Annotated in this window: 18 protein-coding genes; 8 read left to right on the top strand and 10 right to left on the bottom strand. The window is 53.8% G+C overall.

The features are described from left to right. The first annotated feature begins 130 nt into the window (after window positions 1-130). From sciP to BUA85_RS17005, 5 genes are all read left to right on the top strand, one after another. Window positions 131-409: a CtrA inhibitor SciP gene (gene sciP, locus BUA85_RS03410; protein WP_072899309.1), complete on the top strand. Its 279-nt coding sequence runs from the start codon at window positions 131-133 to the stop codon at window positions 407-409. A gap of 97 nt (window positions 410-506) precedes the next feature. Further along, the gene (gene ctrA / locus BUA85_RS03405; protein ID WP_072899307.1) at window positions 507-1220 is read left to right on the top strand and encodes a response regulator transcription factor CtrA; all 714 of its coding nucleotides are present in this window, start codon (window positions 507-509) and stop codon (window positions 1218-1220) included. Window positions 1221-1332: 112 nt separating this feature from the next. After that, window positions 1333-3492, top strand: a complete 2160-nt coding sequence (ligA, locus tag BUA85_RS03400; RefSeq protein WP_083526167.1) for an NAD-dependent DNA ligase LigA — start codon at window positions 1333-1335, stop codon at window positions 3490-3492. Next, entirely contained in the window at window positions 3489-5579 is a 2091-nt protein-coding gene (gene recG, locus BUA85_RS03395) for an ATP-dependent DNA helicase RecG (protein ID WP_072899305.1), read from the top strand. The genes ligA and recG overlap by 4 nt, the downstream gene beginning before the upstream one ends. A gap of 109 nt (window positions 5580-5688) precedes the next feature. Next, on the top strand, window positions 5689-5811 hold the full coding sequence (locus tag BUA85_RS17005) for a hypothetical protein (protein WP_278246375.1): 123 nt from the start codon (window positions 5689-5691) through the stop codon (window positions 5809-5811). A 192-nt stretch (window positions 5812-6003) separates the two neighbouring features. Here the strand turns inward: BUA85_RS17005 and BUA85_RS03390 are convergent, their stop codons facing one another. Continuing rightward, the gene (locus tag BUA85_RS03390) at window positions 6004-6447 is read right to left on the bottom strand and encodes an iron-sulfur cluster assembly scaffold protein (protein WP_072899303.1); all 444 of its coding nucleotides are present in this window, start codon (window positions 6445-6447) and stop codon (window positions 6004-6006) included. Window positions 6448-6513: 66 nt separating this feature from the next. On the opposite strand from BUA85_RS03390, the gene hisI reads away from it, so the two are divergent. Continuing rightward, entirely contained in the window at window positions 6514-6873 is a 360-nt protein-coding gene (gene hisI / locus BUA85_RS03385) for a phosphoribosyl-AMP cyclohydrolase (protein WP_072899301.1), read from the top strand. Here the strand turns inward: hisI and gluQRS are convergent. From gluQRS to rocF, 7 genes are all read right to left on the bottom strand, one after another. After that, on the bottom strand, window positions 6863-7732 hold the full coding sequence (gene gluQRS / locus BUA85_RS03380; protein ID WP_072899299.1) for a tRNA glutamyl-Q(34) synthetase GluQRS: 870 nt from the start codon (window positions 7730-7732) through the stop codon (window positions 6863-6865). The genes hisI and gluQRS overlap by 11 nt on opposite strands. Beyond that, window positions 7729-8343: a class I SAM-dependent DNA methyltransferase gene (locus BUA85_RS03375; RefSeq protein WP_072899297.1), complete on the bottom strand. Its 615-nt coding sequence runs from the start codon at window positions 8341-8343 to the stop codon at window positions 7729-7731. The genes gluQRS and BUA85_RS03375 overlap by 4 nt, the downstream gene beginning before the upstream one ends. 22 nt (window positions 8344-8365) lie before the next feature. After that, a complete protein-coding gene (gene trmFO, locus BUA85_RS03370) occupies window positions 8366-9721 on the bottom strand; it encodes a methylenetetrahydrofolate--tRNA-(uracil(54)-C(5))-methyltransferase (FADH(2)-oxidizing) TrmFO (protein ID WP_072899295.1) in 1356 nt (451 codons plus the stop codon). Between the two features lie 40 nt (window positions 9722-9761). After that, window positions 9762-10484 (bottom strand): hypothetical protein, encoded by a 723-nt coding sequence (locus BUA85_RS03365; RefSeq protein WP_072899293.1) that lies wholly within the window; start codon window positions 10482-10484, stop codon window positions 9762-9764. Between the two features lie 98 nt (window positions 10485-10582). Beyond that, on the bottom strand, window positions 10583-13333 hold the full coding sequence (gene gyrA / locus BUA85_RS03360; RefSeq protein ID WP_072899291.1) for a DNA gyrase subunit A: 2751 nt from the start codon (window positions 13331-13333) through the stop codon (window positions 10583-10585). 161 nt (window positions 13334-13494) lie between these two features. Then, a complete protein-coding gene (locus tag BUA85_RS03355) occupies window positions 13495-14541 on the bottom strand; it encodes an ornithine cyclodeaminase (RefSeq protein WP_072899289.1) in 1047 nt (348 codons plus the stop codon). Next, window positions 14538-15464, bottom strand: a complete 927-nt coding sequence (gene rocF, locus BUA85_RS03350) for an arginase (protein ID WP_072899287.1) — start codon at window positions 15462-15464, stop codon at window positions 14538-14540. The genes BUA85_RS03355 and rocF overlap by 4 nt, the downstream gene beginning before the upstream one ends. Before the next feature lie 87 nt (window positions 15465-15551). On the opposite strand from rocF, the gene BUA85_RS03345 reads away from it, so the two are divergent. After that, window positions 15552-15971: an Lrp/AsnC family transcriptional regulator gene (locus BUA85_RS03345; RefSeq protein ID WP_072899285.1), complete on the top strand. Its 420-nt coding sequence runs from the start codon at window positions 15552-15554 to the stop codon at window positions 15969-15971. 97 nt (window positions 15972-16068) lie between these two features. Continuing rightward, the gene (locus BUA85_RS03340) at window positions 16069-16356 is read left to right on the top strand and encodes a hypothetical protein (protein WP_072899283.1); all 288 of its coding nucleotides are present in this window, start codon (window positions 16069-16071) and stop codon (window positions 16354-16356) included. Here the strand turns inward: BUA85_RS03340 and BUA85_RS03335 are convergent. Both BUA85_RS03335 and BUA85_RS03330 read right to left on the bottom strand, forming a co-directional pair. Then, complete coding sequence (locus tag BUA85_RS03335; protein ID WP_072899281.1) at window positions 16353-16805, bottom strand: disulfide bond formation protein B; 453 nt, start codon at window positions 16803-16805, stop codon at window positions 16353-16355. The genes BUA85_RS03340 and BUA85_RS03335 overlap by 4 nt on opposite strands. Beyond that, entirely contained in the window at window positions 16802-17380 is a 579-nt protein-coding gene (locus BUA85_RS03330) for a YqaA family protein (RefSeq protein ID WP_072899279.1), read from the bottom strand. The genes BUA85_RS03335 and BUA85_RS03330 overlap by 4 nt, the downstream gene beginning before the upstream one ends. Window positions 17381-17421: the final 41 nt, after the last annotated feature.

Genomic DNA, 17421 nt, shown 5'->3' with positions numbered 1-17421 from the left:
GTCGCTTCCAAAACAAGTTCGAACGAAAATATAGGAAAATCTGACCTATATCCAACCCCGCCAAGTTACCAGTCCTTAAACCCCTTTGGAGAAGATGACACTTCAAAACGCTCAAGGGGTGAGTAGGAAGATGTATTTGAAGAAAATAGACGGCCCGCGATCCGTCACACTACCGAATGGTACGGTGATGACACGGGCGGATCTCCCAGCGCAATCAACGCGAAGGTGGGTTGCGTCGCGCAAGGCGAAAGTAGTCATTGCCGTTTCGAGCGGTTTGATCAAACGCAGCGACGCGTTAGAGATGTATTCACTGTCAGAAGAAGAATATACCGAATGGGAAACAGCGGTCTCCAGACACGTGATTGATGCGTTAAAGGCAACAACCATTCAACGTTATAGACAACCATAGGGTGTGTCGTTACTGTTTTTCTCGAAGCGGTAACCCCCGGTTAACCATTCCGCTTTTAGGTTTATTGAAACCAGTCCGTATTTTTGGAGAGCGTAGAATGCGTGTTCTTTTAGTTGAAGATGATCCCACCACCGCAAAGAGCATCGAATTAATGCTCAGCCACGCCAGTTTGAACGTTTACACGACCGAATATGGTGAGGAGGGGGTCGACCTTGCAAAATTGTATGATTACGATTTGATTTTGTTGGATATCAACCTGCCGGATATGACGGGGCATGAGGTTTTACGTCAGCTGAGATTAGCTCGTGTCGACACACCAATTCTAATATTATTAGGTGAAGATGACACAGAAAGTAAGCTCTGTGGGTTTGGGTTTGGTGCCGATGATTGCCTCACGAAACCCTTCTTGCGAGAGGAATTGATTGCTCGTATTCATGCAATAATTCGCAGATCTAAGGGGCATGCCCAGTCCATCATCAAGACCGGCGCAGTAAACGTTAACCTTGATGCGAAGACCGTGGATGTTCAGGGAAATACCGTCCACCTAACGTGCAAAGGATACCAGATTTTGGAGCTACTTTCCTTACGCAAAGGGACATCTCTTACCAAGGAAATGTTCCTCAACCACCTTTACGGTGGGATGGATGAACCAGAACTTAAGATCATCGACGTATTCATCTGTAAGTTGCGTAAGAAACTGAGCGAAGCGACCGGTGGTCAGAACTTTATCGAAACGGTTTGGGGGCGCGGATATGTGCTGCGCGATCCTGAACCAAAGCAAGTTAAACAGCCAATGGCGGTTACTGCTTAAACGCATTCTTACACGCCCCACTCACGATAAAGCATGTGACGTCTGGACCTGTCCTTGAAGCGGACCTACAATTTCCAAAGTGGAAGTTTTAGATCTGATCAGGGGCAGGACCATGACGACCAAAGTAGAGCGTTCTTCGGTTGATCTTGGTCGATTGCTTATACTTGATCCGTCTGTCGTGTCGGAGACAGATGTTGCAGGTCTGCTTGAGGACCTGTCTTCAATTCTCAACCTAGCCAATACTGAATACCACACAGAGGACGCTCCAACCCTTTCGGATGCGGACTACGATACACTCAAGCGCTTGAACACTGCGCTAGAAACACGGTTCCCCCAACTACAACGGGCCGACAGTCCAACTCATCAGGTCGGTGCGCCGGTTTCAGATGGCTTTGGGAAGGTCAAACATGCCGTCCGAATGCTGTCTCTCGGGAATGCTTTTGAGGAAGAGGACGTCGAGGATTTCTCCAATGGTGTTCGCAAGTTTCTTGGCTTAGGCGAAAGCGTTCCGCTGGCATTCACGGCGGAGCCGAAGATTGACGGGCTTTCTCTGTCACTGCGGTACGAGAATGGCCAACTTGTTCAAGCTGCGACACGGGGCGATGGCGAAACTGGTGAAAACGTAACAGCCAATGCGAAAACCATCGATGACGTACCTCACACCCTGACGGGAGCGCCTGAAGTGCTAGAGGTCCGTGGCGAAGTCTACATGTCGCATGAAGATTTCGCCGCATTGAACGCGAGGCAGACCGAAAAGGGTGACAAAGTTTTTGCCAACCCCAGAAATGCGGCTGCTGGATCACTTCGGCAGTTAGATGCCACCATCACCAAGTCACGCCCGTTGAAGTTTTTTGCCTATGCTTGGGGAGACCTGTCTACGCCTTTGGCATCTACTCAGTCGGCGGCAATTCAACGTCTCGCAGACCTAGGGTTTAGCATCAACCTTCTTACAAAGACCTGCAATACGACGGCGGAGTTGCTCGCGCATTACCACCATATCGAAGTAAACCGTGCTGATCTGGGATATGATATCGACGGCGTGGTCTACAAAGTCGATGACCTTGCCTTGCAAAACCGACTGGGCTTTCGCTCAACCACCCCACGTTGGGCGATCGCGCATAAATTTCCCGCCGAACTCGCGTGGACGCGGCTCGAGGCTATCGACATACAGGTCGGCCGTACCGGAGCCCTCTCTCCGGTGGCACGGTTGGAACCGATCACCGTGGGCGGCGTCGTCGTCTCAAATGCCACGCTTCATAATGAAGATTACATCGCCGGTCGCGATGGAAACGGTGAACCGATTCGAGAAGGCCGCGACATTCGTGTCGGTGACTGGGTTCAGGTTTATCGCGCCGGCGACGTGATCCCAAAAATAAATGATGTCGACCTCAAGCGTCGCCCTGACGACGCAACACCTTTTGAATTTCCGCATCGATGCCCCGAATGTAACTCACCCGCCGTTCGCGAAGCGGGCGACGCGGTACATCGCTGCACTGGCGGTCTGATTTGTCCTGCTCAAGCGGTCGAACGTCTGAAACATTTTGTGGGCCGCGCGGCTTTTGACATTGAGGGTTTGGGTTCAAAACAGGTCGAGCAGTTTTATTCTGATGGTTGGGTCCAAACACCCGCTGATATTTTTCGCCTACGGGAACGCTATGGCGACGGGCTTCAACAGCTGAAGAACCGAGAAGGTTGGGGCGAAAGGAGCGCCAATAATCTTTTTGATGCCATCGATGAAAAACGCAAAATCCCACTCAATCGGGTTATTTTCGCTCTGGGCATACGTCATGTCGGTGAAACGGCAGGCAGCATTCTTGCGAAGCATTATGGCTCTTGGAGCAATTTTGCCGATGCGATGGACGCGGCGAAGATTGGGATTGGCATGTCGTGGGACGATTTGATCAGCATCGACGGGGTGGGCGCGGTCATGGCAGAGAGTGTCCTCACTGCGATGCAACACCCTTCGGAGCGGGACAGTATCGACGCCCTTGTTGCGCAACTCGACATCGAAGACGTAGCTGCGCCCGACACTTCGGATAGCCCAGTCGCAGGAAAAACAGTGGTCTTCACAGGCACGCTTGAAAAAATGACGCGCGCAGAAGCCAAAGCGCGGGCAGAGGCCTTGGGCGCCAAGGTGTCTGGATCTGTTAGCAGCAAAACTGACATTTTGGTGGCTGGGCCCGGTGCAGGGTCAAAGGCCAAGAAAGCCGCGGACCTTGGTGTTGAAACCATCGACGAGGACGGCTGGCTAGCGCTCATCGGTGACACATGAGCACACGGCCGGAAATCTTATTTCCGCTCTTTGGAAGCCTGACGAAGCTGGATGGGATCGGCCCGAAGACCGCGCAGAACTTTGAAGGGCTAGGCGTGGAAAAGCCGCGCGACCTTCTGTTCACTTTGCCCTACGCCGGCATTGATCGACAGCTTCGTTCCAGTATCCGCGGCCTCGTTCCCCCTGCGACAATTACAGTTGAGGTCACCGTTCAGGGCCATAAACCGAACCGACAAAAAGGCCGCCCTTATCGGGTTGTGGTGTCGGACAACGAAGACAGCTTTCAACTGGTGTTCTTCCATGCACGTGGGGACTACCTTCAAAAGCTTTTCCCGACAGGTCAAAGACGTGTCGTTTCCGGTAAGTTGGAGGTGTTCGATAGCATCGCGCAGATGGTGCATCCGGAGCATGTTTTGCCGGTCGATAAAGCTGATGAGATACCAGCTTTTGAGCCCGTTTACCCTCTGACGGCTGGTGTGACGCAAAAAGTCATGTGGAAAGCCACCCGATCGGTTTTGGAGCGCACGGCCGAGCTTCAAGAATGGATCGATCCGAGTTTGAAAGCCCAGCAGAGATGGCCGGATTGGCATCTGGCGATCACGTCTGGGCATGCACCTCAATCCGCTTCCAATGTTCTTCCGACAGACAAGTCCCGCGAGCGATTGGCCTACGATGAATTGATGGCGCATCAACTGACGTTGGCTTTGGCGCGCGCGACGGCCCGCAGGGCAAAAGGTCGTGCGTCTGTAGCGACGGGCGCTTTGCAAAAGAAGGTCTTGGCGGCGCTGCGCTATGACCCCACTGGCGCGCAAACACGGGCTATTGGCGAAATCGTTGGTGATTTGAGGGAACCGGTTCGGATGAACCGACTTCTTCAAGGCGACGTTGGCTCAGGCAAAACGCTTGTAGCCATAATGGCGCTTTTGGCCGTGGTAGAGGCGGGCGGGCAGGGTGTCTTGATGGCGCCGACCGAGATCCTGGCCCGGCAGCATTTGGAAGGGCTTCGGCCTCTGGCGGAAAGCGCTGGTGTGGTTCTAGAAATCCTCACGGGGCGGGACAAGGGTGCGGAGCGGGCAAAGAAACTCGTTGCCTTGGATGCAGGAGACATTCAAATTCTGGTCGGCACTCATGCGGTCTTTCAGAAAGGGGTGGAGTTCAAAGATTTGAGGCTTGCGGTCATTGATGAGCAACACCGCTTTGGTGTCGCGCAACGGATGCAATTGGGGGCCAAGGGCGAGGCGGTTGATGTTCTTGTGATGACGGCAACACCGATCCCTCGTTCGTTGGCGCTTGCACAATACGGCGACATGGATGTCAGTATCCTCGACGAAAAACCGCCCGGACGGACGCCGGTGCAAACGGCTTTGGTCTCAACCGACAGGCTAGACGAAGTCGTTGAAAAACTTCGCAAAGCTGTGGCGGACGGTAAACAAGCCTATTGGGTTTGCCCCTTGGTCGAGGAATCCGAAGTCATGGACATGACCGCGGCGGAGGAGCGGTTCAAACACTTGCGCGCGGCCTTGGGCGAGGGTGTGGTTGGGCTTGTCCATGGGCAGATGCCCCTCGCTGAGAAAGATGAGGCCATGGCGAAATTCGTGGCTGGTGAAACGCCGGTGTTGGTTGCAACGACAGTGATTGAGGTTGGCGTGAACGTGCCCAATGCATCGATTATGATGATCGAACGGGCAGAGAGCTTTGGTTTAGCACAACTTCATCAGCTCAGGGGGCGCGTGGGGCGGGGTGCGGAAGCATCGACTTGTTTGATGCTTTATCAAAATCCACTGACGGAAACCGGACGCCGGCGGCTTGAGATTCTGCGCGAGACGGAAGATGGCTTCAGGATTTCTGAAGAAGACTTAGCAATACGTGGGGCAGGCGATGTGATCGGCACTGCGCAATCTGGTCTGCCACGTTTCCGCATAGCAGACCTTGAAAGCCAGACGGCCCTTATGGCTAGGGCTCAGAAAGATGCACGCAAACTGCTGCATGATGACCCCAGCCTCGAAACAGAACGCGGGCAGGCGGCGCGTGTTCTTCTTTGGCTGATGGAACAGGACAAAGCTATTCGTTTGATTTCAGTGGGTTAACTTAAAGTGGAACATTATGTTCACAAATGTTCTTAAAAAGTTCTTTACATGCACTTAACCATATGAGAACAAAGAGGCAACAAAACGAACAGAGTGCAGGAGCCGCCCAATGGCTAAGGAAATCAAATCAGTTGTGATCCGGTCCAGTGATACAATCATTGGTGATGCTTTGGGTGCCGTGGCTTTGTTGGTGATTTTGTTTGTCGGTCTGTCCTTGCCCGGGATGGTCTGACCTGCCACGGTCTTTTGTCCGGCTTCTTGACGTCTTTGTCCCGCAAAATTGGACGTCTGTGACCTGCCTGTCCCATGTCCATATCACCCGGGGTTTGCCTGCCCCTTATGGACCGCCGGATAAAAGACCCAATTCCTGCCGCCGCTGCCTTTACCCTAGGTAAGCGGCGGTTTTTTCTTTTAAGGTAGCGGTTTAGGAAGCGGCCTTCGCGTTCTCTAGCGCGTCTAATGTGGCGTCAAACGCCAACATGATCGAAGCGTGCCGGTTCTTATAATCCTTAGCAGGTTGTAAAACCTCCAAGTCAGAGAACGGTGCACTCGGAGCATTGCCGTCTTCTTTCAACATTGCAAAAAGTTGGTCACGGCCGGTTTGGATTTGATCTTCGGTCAACCCGATAATATTCGCTCCAACTACAGCTGCCGCGGCTTGTCCAAGTGCGCAGGCCTTCACGTCTTGACCGTAGTCAATCACCACACCATCAGAGAGTGCGATGTCAACGGTAACGGTAGACCCACAGAGCGGGGACCGCTTCTTGGCCGTTGCTGTAGGCGCGTCCAAACGTTCGGTATGGGGCATGTCCGCCGCCAACGCTAAAATGCGTTGCGAATACAGCTTCATGAGGTCTGTGTCAGACATAGGAATTGCCCTTCGTTCGTCTGCCCAATAGATAGGGCTCAATCCGTTTTAGGGAAAGACATCACAATGAAATTTGATCCGGCCACACTGACGTATAATGACGCAGGGCTTATTCCAGCCATCGCGCAAGATGCGAAATCAGGGGAAGTCTTGATGATGGCGTGGATGAATGCAGAAAGTATTCAACAAACGCTCGAGACGCGGCAAGTGACCTATTGGTCCCGCTCGCGCCAGGAGTTTTGGGTCAAGGGTGCGACCAGTGGCCATACGCAAGCGCTCGTGGACTTTAAGATCGACTGCGACCGGGATTGCATCTTGGTTGAGGTCAATCAGGAAGGACCGGCGTGTCACACTGGCCGCAGAAGTTGTTTCTATACCGCAATTGAAAGCGGTGAAGAGGTCGAAATCCTCAAACCTATGATTTAGTGAGACCGATCAACGCTCTGATATCATTGGGGGATGCGCCATCTGTACGGTATTTTGAGATGGCTCTAGCGTCATCTCGTTTTGCGAGCCTCTTTCCGTCGTTATCGCGGATCAGTCGGTGATGATTATAAACGGGCGTCGGCAAGCCCATGCCCGCTTGGAGCGCGACGTGGATGTGAGTTGCATCGAATAGGTCTTCACCACGGACAACATGCGTGACGCCCTGCGCCGCGTCATCGAGCACAACGGACAGATGATAAGATGTGCCCATCTCCCTACGCGCAAGAACAACGTCGCCGACGTTTCTGACGAGGTGATCGAGATCGACACGGTGTTTTTCGTCGTTCCCACTTCCGGTTTCTTGGAAAGACAGACCCTCCAGTGCGCCCTTCGGGAAGGTTGACCAATCCAATCGAAGCGCTTTGTCAGGAGGTGGTTCAGATGGGTAGTGATCTCGATCCGTCACAGAATTTCGACAGGTCCCAGGGTAAATTATTCCATCAGGGCCGTAATTTACGGCGCCTTCTTGAGGTGCCGATGCTGCCTCTTGTATGTCGCGCCGATTGCAAGAGCAGGCGTAAAGTAACCCATCCCACCACATCTGTTTCAAAACGTCCCGATAAGATCCCAGGCGATCGGATTGGCGCATCACTGGTGTATCCCACGTGATGCCAAGCCACTCCAAATCATCGTAGATCTGTGCTTCCCATTCGGGTCTTGCGCGCGATTGGTCGATATCTTCGATCCGCAAAAGAAACGTTCCACCCGCTGATCGAGCCATATCGTGAGCTAATAATGCCGAATAGGCGTGCCCAAGGTGCAAGGGACCAGTGGGTGACGGTGCAAAGCGTGTTATCACTTGCGGCGCAGGACGATGATATCCGAATTCATACCGACATCTTCTAGATGTGGGCCATTTTTACGGAAGAGGCATTCTACACGACCGCTGGCAATTTCATCGTCTAACGCTTTGACATAGCTACCATCTTCGAGAGTTGGGCCATTGTACGAAAACGCCAAATATCCGCCAATTCCAAGTTTATCGATCAAAGCAGATAACGTTTCTGGCGGCGCGGCGCCCAGACTTACAACACCTACTGCGACGATGACTTCATAAGAGCCTTGTTCGAAATCCATATCTCCGGCTGTGGAAAGCCATGTCTTTTCGTACAAACCAGACGCGGTTGCCTTGTCGAGCATTTCTGCGGTGATGTCCGTTCCATGAAGATGCTCAAAGCCCAGGGTTTTCAACGCAGCGCCGGAAATGCCCGTACCACATCCAAAATCCAAGACAAGGCTTTGTTTATCAGCGAATTTCGCAAGGACATCAGCAAGCCGCGCGGGAGTTTTATATCCGCGTTCGGTGACTTCCTTGTCGTAGGTATCCGCCCAATCTGCATAGACAGAGATGGTTTCCTCAACCGTGCGAGGTTTCCAAAGTTGTGGGCGGAGGACGTTCTTATCAGTCATGACAAGAGGCTAATGCGGAAGATTAAGCCGCGTCCAGTGACTTTTGTGCGAGCCAAGCGTTCCAATCCGCCTTAGCGCGGTCTGTGTAGGCTTTGTACCTGTCTTTGCGGCCTTTACGACCGCCTTTGACGCCGTCGATCGGAGGAAATAGCCCGAAGTTCACGTTCATCGGTTGGAACGTCTTTGCGTCAGCACCTCCAGTGATATGCGTAACAAGCGCGCCCATGGCAGTTGTGTGTGGGACAGGATCCAAAGCTTGACCAGTCATCTCTGCAACAGCCATGCGACCCGCCAAAAGCCCCATAGCAGCGCTTTCAACGTAGCCTTCGACCCCAGTTATCTGCCCTGCAAAACGAATGTTTGGGCGCGAATGCAATCTCATCTGCTCATCAAGTAACGTGGGAGAGTTGATAAAGGTGTTTCGGTGGATGCCGCCGAGGCGCGCGAACTCTGCGTTCTCGAGGCCAGGAATTGTTTTAAAAGCATCCTTCTGCGCGCCATATTTCATCTTTGTCTGAAAACCAACGATATTGAAAAGTGTCCCGAGCGCGTTGTCACGGCGCAGCTGAACGACGGCGTAAGGTTTGTTGTTTGGATCATTGGCATTGGTCAGGCCAACAGGCTTCATCGGACCAAAGCGCAACGTTTCGCGCCCCCGTTCGGCCATCACTTCGATGGGCAGGCAGCCGTCGAAATATTTCGCCGTTTCGCCTTCTTTGAATTCGGTTTTGTCGGCGGCGAGCAGAGCGTCGATAAATCCCTCATACTGATCCTTCGTCATAGGACAGTTGAGGTAGGCGGTACGTTCTTCCTCCGTCTCGCCCTTGTCGTAGCGGGACTGCATCCAAGCCGTATCCATATCAATGCTATCTGCGTAGACAATGGGTGCGATAGCGTCAAAAAACGCTAGCGCTTCTGCGCCGGTTTCATTTTTGATGGCCTCAGCAAGAGAACCAGATGTCAGAGGCCCAGTGGCGATGATCCAATTTCCATCAGAAGGCAGCTCTGTAATCTCTTCATATGAAACGGAAATTCTAGGGTGATCCTTCAGGGCCTTGGTTACGCTTTCAGCAAATGGATCACGATCCACAGCCAGCGCGCCACCAGCTGGTAAACGGTGCTTATGAGCTGTGTGCATAATCAACCCGTTGGCTTGCATCATTTCCCAATGAAGGAGGCCAACCGCGTTTTGCTCGTGATCGTCAGACCGGAAAGAGTTTGAACAGACCATCTCGCCCAGGTTCCCGGTACGATGGGCGAAAGTTTCGACTTTCGGGCGCATTTCGTGGATAACAACGTCAATTCCAGAGTTCGCTGCCTGCCACGCCGCCTCAGATCCGGCCATCCCGCCGCCGATGATGTTCAATATATTGCTCATGCCCGCGATTTAGGCCAACCGCGGGCAAATGCAAAGGGGTTTAGAAATTAGGGATCAGCTCAAAGAAGCTGCGACCGTCAAAGGTGGTACCGCGATTGGTTCCGAATTGGATCTTAGCGCCAAGCTCGATGAAATTGCTTTCGTCTTCAGCGCCTGCAGCTTCTGCGGAGCGTTGACCGACTTGAGCATAAAGTTCTGGGCCATTACGAATTTCATAGGTTCCACCGATCGCCAAACGACTTGCGTCAAAGTCATCCCCATTTGCCACATCAAATTCAACAAAGGCCGAGAACTGATCATTTATGTGATACAAACCATCAACGCCAAACATCATTGGCTCTTCGTCACCACCGGATACCATAGCGACATATCCCTCAACTTCGAATTGTTCGTAAGCTGCGCCAGCCTCAATGCCATTTATGTTGCTTGAGCGTGTTTCATCAGTATCAGAATCGCCGATAACATCTCGGCCAGTAAAGACGCCTACGGAGCTGAAGTTGTTAAGATGGTAAATAAAATGAAGCGTGGAACTGGCGAAGGTTAGGTCTGTATCTTCGATGCTGTAACCCGTCAAATCAGCGCCGATCGCAAATCTCTGGTAAAAATTATATTCCGCCGCTCCAAAATATTCGGTGATAGATAAATCTCCACCCTCACTTGGGTAAGCATAGCTCAAACCGAGCTCGCCACCGAATTGCTGTGCGTATGAAACTGTAGAAAACGCAGAAATCGCCGCTGCGCATACGGCTGTTTTATAGAACATGTGCTCGCCTCAATTTTATAGTGAGGTTCTGAGACCCCTTAAGGCGAACCTAACGGTTCACCTCTGAGGCAACAACACATGATTTTCTGAGTTTTAAACTATTCCGAAGGTGTATCAGTTTCGTCGCTATCGTCGTCTTGCTCGGCAATCCAGGCCACGCTAACGACCGTTTCGCCCTTAGCGGTGTCAAACACCTTGACGCCACCAGCGCTTCTACTGCGGAAGCTGATGCCTTCGACGGGCACTCGGATGGATTGACCAGTTGAAGTGACGAGCATGATCTGATCTCCCATTTCCACAGGGAAAGAACTGACGAGATCGCCGCCGCGCATTGCCTTATCCATCGCAGCGACGCCCATGCCACCGCGTCCGCGGACAGGGTAGTCATGACTTGAGGAAAGCTTGCCAGAGCCTTGTTCTGTAACGGTAAGTATCAGGTTTTCGGCCGCTGACATTTCAGCATAACGTTCCTGACTGATCGCACCGGTGACACCATCTTCGTCATCATCGTTGTCAGCGTCATCGGCCAAGCCCGCCATGGCGCGGCGCATTTTGAGGTAAGCTGCACGTTCTTCTGGGTCGGCGACGAAGTGACGGATGATCGACATGGAGACAACTTTATCATCACCGGTCAACTTCACACCACGTACACCTGTGGAGGAGCGGCTGGTGAAAACTCGCACATCCGTCGCAGGGAAGCGGATCGCGCGACCTGATGCAGTCGTCAACATCACGTCATCGTCGTTTGAAGCAATGCGTACATCGATCAGCGACCAGCCCTCGCTATCGCCTTCAAACTTCATTGCAATTTTGCCGTTTGATTTCACATTTGTGAAGTCTGACAAGGCGTTACGGCGCACTGTTCCAGCGTCAGTGGAAAAAACGACTTGAAGATCCGCCCATTCTTCTTCGGGTCGGTCGACAGGCATAATAGCAGCGATGGACACCCCTTGCGGGATGGGCAGGATGTTTACAATCGCCTTGCCTTTGGCCGTGCGTGACCCAAGCGGCAGACGCCAGGTCTTGAGCTTGTAGACCATCCCATCGGTAGTGAAGAAGAGCAGTTGCGTATGGGTGTTCGCGACAAAGAGCGTTGTCACAACGTCCTCGTCCTTAGTCGCCATAGAGGACAGGCCTTTGCCGCCGCGGCGTTGCGCACGGAAGTCGGCGAGGGCGGTACGCTTGATGTAACCGCCAGAGGTTACGGTGACGACCATGTCCTCTTTTTCGATCAGATCTTCGTCTTCCATATCGCCGGACCAATCGACGATTTCGGTACGGCGTGGCACGGCGAATTGATCTTTGATGCTGGTCAATTCATCGCGAATGATCTGCATGATCCGGTCGCGAGAACCAAGAATTTCCAAGTATTCTCTAATCTTTGCGGCAAGTTCTTGAAGTTCGTCCGTGACTTCTTTGACACCAATCTGTGTAAGGCGCTGCAAACGCAATTCCAGGATGGCACGTGCCTGTGTTTCGGACAGGTTGTAGGTGCCGTCCTCATTCGCCGTGTGGGTCGGATCGTCGATCAATTGGATATATTCCATGATCGATTCAGCAGGCCAACGGCGCGTCATAAGCTTTTCACGCGCTTCCGTTGCGTCGGCAGAACTACGGATGGTGTTCACGACCTCATCGATGTTCGTCACCGCAACGGCCAAACCGCAGAGGATATGGCTGCGTTCACGCGCCTTGCGCAGCTCATAGGCCGTCCGGCGAGCGACGACATCCTCACGGAAATCAATGAATGATGTCAGGAATTTGCGGAGCGTAAGTTGTTCAGGGCGGCCGCCGTTCAGGGCCAACATGTTGCAGCCGAAGGAGGTTTGCATCGGGGTAAAGCGGAACAGCTGGTTCAGCACGACCTCAGCGGTCGCGTCACGTTTCAATTCGATGACCACCCGCACGCCATTACGGTCGGATTCGTCCTGCACGTGAGCAATGCCTTCAATGCGTTTGTCGCGCGCTGCTTCGGCGATGCGGTCGATCATCGAGGCTTTGTTCACCTGGTAGGGCACCTCGGTGATGACGATGGCATAGCGGTCCTTACGAAGCTCTTCGACCTCCGTACGGGCGCGCATGATCACACTGCCACGGCCCTCCAAATAGGCCTTCCGAGCGCCTGAGCGGCCCAGCATGATGCCTCCGGTCGGAAAATCGGGGCCCGGCACGTATTCGATAAGTTCTTCGCTGGTAAGATCTGGATTGTCCGTCAGCGCAAGGGTCGCGTCAATGACTTCGCCCAAATTGTGGGGAGGAATGTTTGTCGCCATGCCGACCGCGATACCGCCAGCGCCGTTGACCAGCATATTGGGGAACTTGGATGGCAGCACGGACGGTTCGCGCTCCTTGCCATCGTAGTTGTCAACAAAATCGACGGTTTCCTTGCCGAGATCATCGGTCATATTGACCGTTACTTTTTCCAAACGGCTTTCGGTGTAACGCATGGCGGCTGCGTTATCGCCGTCCATGGAGCCGAAGTTGCCCTGACCGTCGATCAAAGGCAGCGACATGGAGAAATCCTGTGCCATGCGGACCAGCGCCTCATAAATAGCGCTGTCGCCGTGGGGGTGGTAGGAGCCCATCACGTCGCCGACGGATTTGGCCGATTTCCGGTAGGTTTTGTCGTGCGTGATGCCCTTTTCGTACATCGAATAAATGATGCGGCGATGGACCGGTTTCAGCCCGTCGCGAAGGTCAGGAATCGCCCGTGAAACGATGACGCTCATCGCGTAATCGAGGTAGGACGTTTTCATTTCGTCCATGATCGAAACCGTTGGACCGTCGTATGCAGGACGCTCCATCGAGATTTCGTCTTCGTTTTCAGGTGTTTCTGGTGTGTCGCTCACGCAAATTGTCCCCAGTGAATGGCCTTTGCACTAGGCCATATTTCGTTGGGGAATTTATATCAGACACCGCATATGGGGGCAATGGCGGGGCGTCAAAAACCTGTCGCACTGAGTACACAGGGCGTACACAGCCTGTAAACACAGCGTACATACGCTGCCGGTTATTTTGCGCGTTGGAGCATCCCAAAAAGGTCGCGCGGATCGTCTGGGTCGGCGATCATATCGAGGTCGTCAAAGTAGGGTGTGTCTTTAATCCAGCTGTGGACGTAGCGCAGTGCCGAGAAGTCTTCGATCGCAAAGCCGACGCCGTCAAAAAGCGTGACCTCATTGAGTGACGTCCGCCCGTTGGTTTTGCCCGCAAGGACTTCCCAAAGCTCGGTCACTGGATGATCTGGGTCCATCTGCTGGATTTCACCCTCGATCCGCGTTTGCGGAGGGTATTCTACGAAGACCGTAGACCGCGAAACAATATCGCGGTGCAGCTCTGTTTTGCCGGGGCAATCACCTCCGATGGCGTTGATATGGACACCTGCACCGACGTGGTTGTCGGTGAGGATTTGTTGCATGTCCTTATCGGCGGTCGCGGTAGTGATGATCTGCGCGCCTTCGACGACCTCTTCGATGGACGAGCAGGGTTCGACCCGCAAACCAGTCGTGGTAAGGTTTGCGGCGCATTTCACGGTTGCGGCGGGGTCAATGTCATAGAGACGCACGGTTTCGATCCCGCAGTAGGCTTTAATCGCGAGGCATTGGAATTCGGATTGCGCACCATTTCCAATCATCGCCATGATCTTTGCGCCTTTCGGTGCGAGCGCTTTGGTGGCAACTGCCGACATCGCAGCGGTGCGCAGCGCCGTTAGCACCGTCATTTCGGACAACATAACGGGATAGCCGGAATAGACGTCAGCGAGCAGGCCAAAGGCGGTGACGGTTTGTAGGCCTTCGCCTGCGTTCTTTGGGTGGCCGTTGACGTATTTGAAGCCATACATCTCGCCATCGCTTGTCGGCATGAGTTCGATCACGCCGACATCAGAGTGGGAGCCGACGCGAGGGGTCTTGTCAAAGAGTTCCCATCGCTTGAAATCGGCTTCGATCTCATGCGCGAGATCGCAAAGAACCCGTTCAATTCCAATGTGATGGACGAACTTCATCATATTCTCGACAGAGACGAAGGGCACCATTGCGAGTTTGGATGGCTCTAAAGTCATGAGGAGTAATCCCGTGTTGGTCGGTCAAAGACGCGGCGGCCCATGAGCGACGCTGTGAGGTCGACCATCAGGCTAGCGGTTTTACCGCGGTCGTCGAGGAAGGGGTTAAGCTCAACAAGGTCGAGCGACTGGACGAGGCCACTGTCAGAAAGCATTTCCATCACGAGATGCGCCTCGCGTTCCGTGGCACCACCGGGGACCGTGGTGCCGACGGCGGGGGCGTGCAGCGGATCGATGAAGTCAACGTCGAGTGACACGTGCAGGACGCCATTCGCGGCTTTAACTCGGTCAAGGAACGCGGCGAGGGGCGTAGCGATGCCGGTTTCATCGATGCGACGCATGTCTACTACGTCAATGTCGAGGTTTTGCAGAACGGCATTTTCCGCCGGATCGACAGATCTGATCCCAATCATGCAGATGTTCTTGGGATCGACAGCGTCAGGAAGGTCTGGGAAACCGTCGAACCCGTCGCGGCCGATATAATACCCAACGGGAGTGCCGTGCAGGTTGCCGCTTGCTGTGCTTTTTGGCGTGTGGATGTCAGTGTGGGCGTCAAGCCAGAGGACGAAGAACGGCCGGTCTTGTTTCGCCCAATGGGCCGCCATGCCGCTGACTGTTCCGGCAGCTAGGGCATGATCTCCCCCCATAAAAATTGGGAAGCCGGTTTGTGCGACATCTAGGGCGGTGCGTTGAAGTGCGCTGGTCCAGCCAATGTTCTCAGCGAGTTTATGCAGGTGACCGGCGTTCGCGGTTCGGACAGGGTCCGGGGCAACATTGCCGATGTCTTGAGTGGAATGGCCAAGAGCTTCGAGTGCTTCGGCGAGGCCTGCGGTGCGGTAGGCGTCAGGCCCCATCAGGCAGCCGTTGCGGGCTTTGCCACAGTCAAGCGGGACACCGACGAGGATACAGTTCTTTTGTGTCATAGGTGCAGTATGCCGACAAAACTGATGCTCGACCCAGCCTTCAAATCGTGCGAAACGAGTGAATATTGATCGATATGGATGGTATTAATGGACAAAATGGATGCTCAACTGATCCGATTACTGCGCCGTAATGCACGGGCGCCGCTGTCGGAATTGGCCGCTGATTTGGGCGTGCAAAGAAACACGGTGCGGGCGCGGTTGGCGAAGCTGACGGAAGCGGGAGAAATCGTTGGGTTCACAGTCCAAACCAAGGCGGACGTGCAGGAGCATCCAGTGAGGGGGTTCATGATGTTGGAGATCGCTGGGCGACAAAGCGAGCGGGCCGCTGCGGCATTATTTAAGCGACCAGAAGTGCAAGCCGTGCATTCGACCAACGGCAAATGGGATTACATTGCTGAGATTGGTGCGGAAACCTTGGAAGATTTTGATGCGGCTTTGACCGCCATTCGTCGGACTGATGCGATTGGTCGAACGGAAACTAGCATCCTATTGTCCACGCGCAGGTGAGTGGGCGGAAGGGTGCTCAAACCGGCCGTTTCAAATTTGGACAGGTGTTTCGTAGCGCTCTGTGGTAGGCTCTTTTGCATAGCTTAAGGAGATTTCTATGCGTGCTTTCATTCTCTTGCCGGTTTTTGGGCTTATGGCCTGCGATCCCATGCCAACGATCCCCGAAACGGATTTGCCTTTCTTTGGCGATGGGTATCGCACGGTAGGGGATCAATGTCGGCGAGTAGGTGAAGATGCTTTCACCAATCAGTTCCTTGATGACATGGCTGATCTTGTAGGGTGTCCCGAGGATATGGAAAACCTAGACGTATTCGCCCTCGATACAGGTGGTGTAGAGGTCGCGCGGAAGGATGGGTTTGTTTTGTACTCGGTGCCGCGCGGCTAGGATTTTCGCGCCGCCGCCAGCCAGATCAATGCTAGAGCAAATGAGAACAGGGCATTCCAGCTGGCCATCGAAAGCGTCAGAAATTCCCAGCTGACTTGGTCACACATGACGAGGCGTGGACCGTCGGTGGACAAAAGATCGTCTCCCGAAAGACCTCCAAGGCCAGATCCTGTGCAGCTCGACGGGCCTTCCCACCAATCCCGTTCGACGCCGGTGTGGTAGACCCCTATAGCGGAGGTCGTCAGCGCCGCTAGAGCGCCAAGGTAGGCCAGCACGCGCGCCGGAACAAAGAAGGCGACCAGACCGATGGCGATTGCTGCGAAGTGAGGCCAGCGTTGCCAGTAGCACATGGTGCAGGGCGGGTAGCCTAAGTACTGAAAAATGTACGCACCTGCGAGCAATGCGAAGGAGCCCGCGGCGGCAAGAGTAGTGCGCATCTGGCGTGTCATAGGAACCTCAAGGCAACAAAGCCTCCAACTAGCAGGATGCAAAACACTGTGAAAACCAGACCAAGGCGCTTTTCGATAAACTCTCGGATCGGTTCGCCGAATTTCCACAACAGCGTCGCAACGATGAAGAACCGAAGGGCGCGGGCGATGATTGCAGAAATGATAAATACTGTAAGCGATAGCTGCGTTACTCCCGACATGATCGTGATGACCTTGAACGGGAAGGGGGTCACGCCAGCGATCAGCACCGCCCATGCGCCATAGGCGTTGTAGTTCTCAGAGAAGGCCGCGACGCTGTCGGCTTTACCATAGAAATCAAAGATCGGTTGGCCGATGAGCTCAAAAAGCGAATAGCCGATGTAGTAGCCAAAAAGTCCGCCTAGGACCGATGCAACTGTCGCGACGCCGGCGATGAGGAATGCACGGTTGGGGCGGGCGATGATCATTGGGATCATTAAGACGTCTGGTGGGATCGGAAAGAACGAGGATTCGACAAAGGCGACGATAGCTAGTGCCCAGATCGCGTAGGGTGACTCGGCCAAGCCCATCGTCCAATCGTAGAGCCGTCTTATCATTTGGTCCTCGAAATGCCTCTGCACTGCTTAGGCCATGGGAT

It is taken from the genome of Cognatiyoonia sediminum (genome assembly GCF_900129845.1).
In the GTDB taxonomy this organism is placed as follows: Bacteria; Pseudomonadota; Alphaproteobacteria; order Rhodobacterales; family Rhodobacteraceae; genus Cognatiyoonia; species Cognatiyoonia sediminum.
This window is presented reverse-complemented; position numbering and strand designations above follow the sequence as displayed.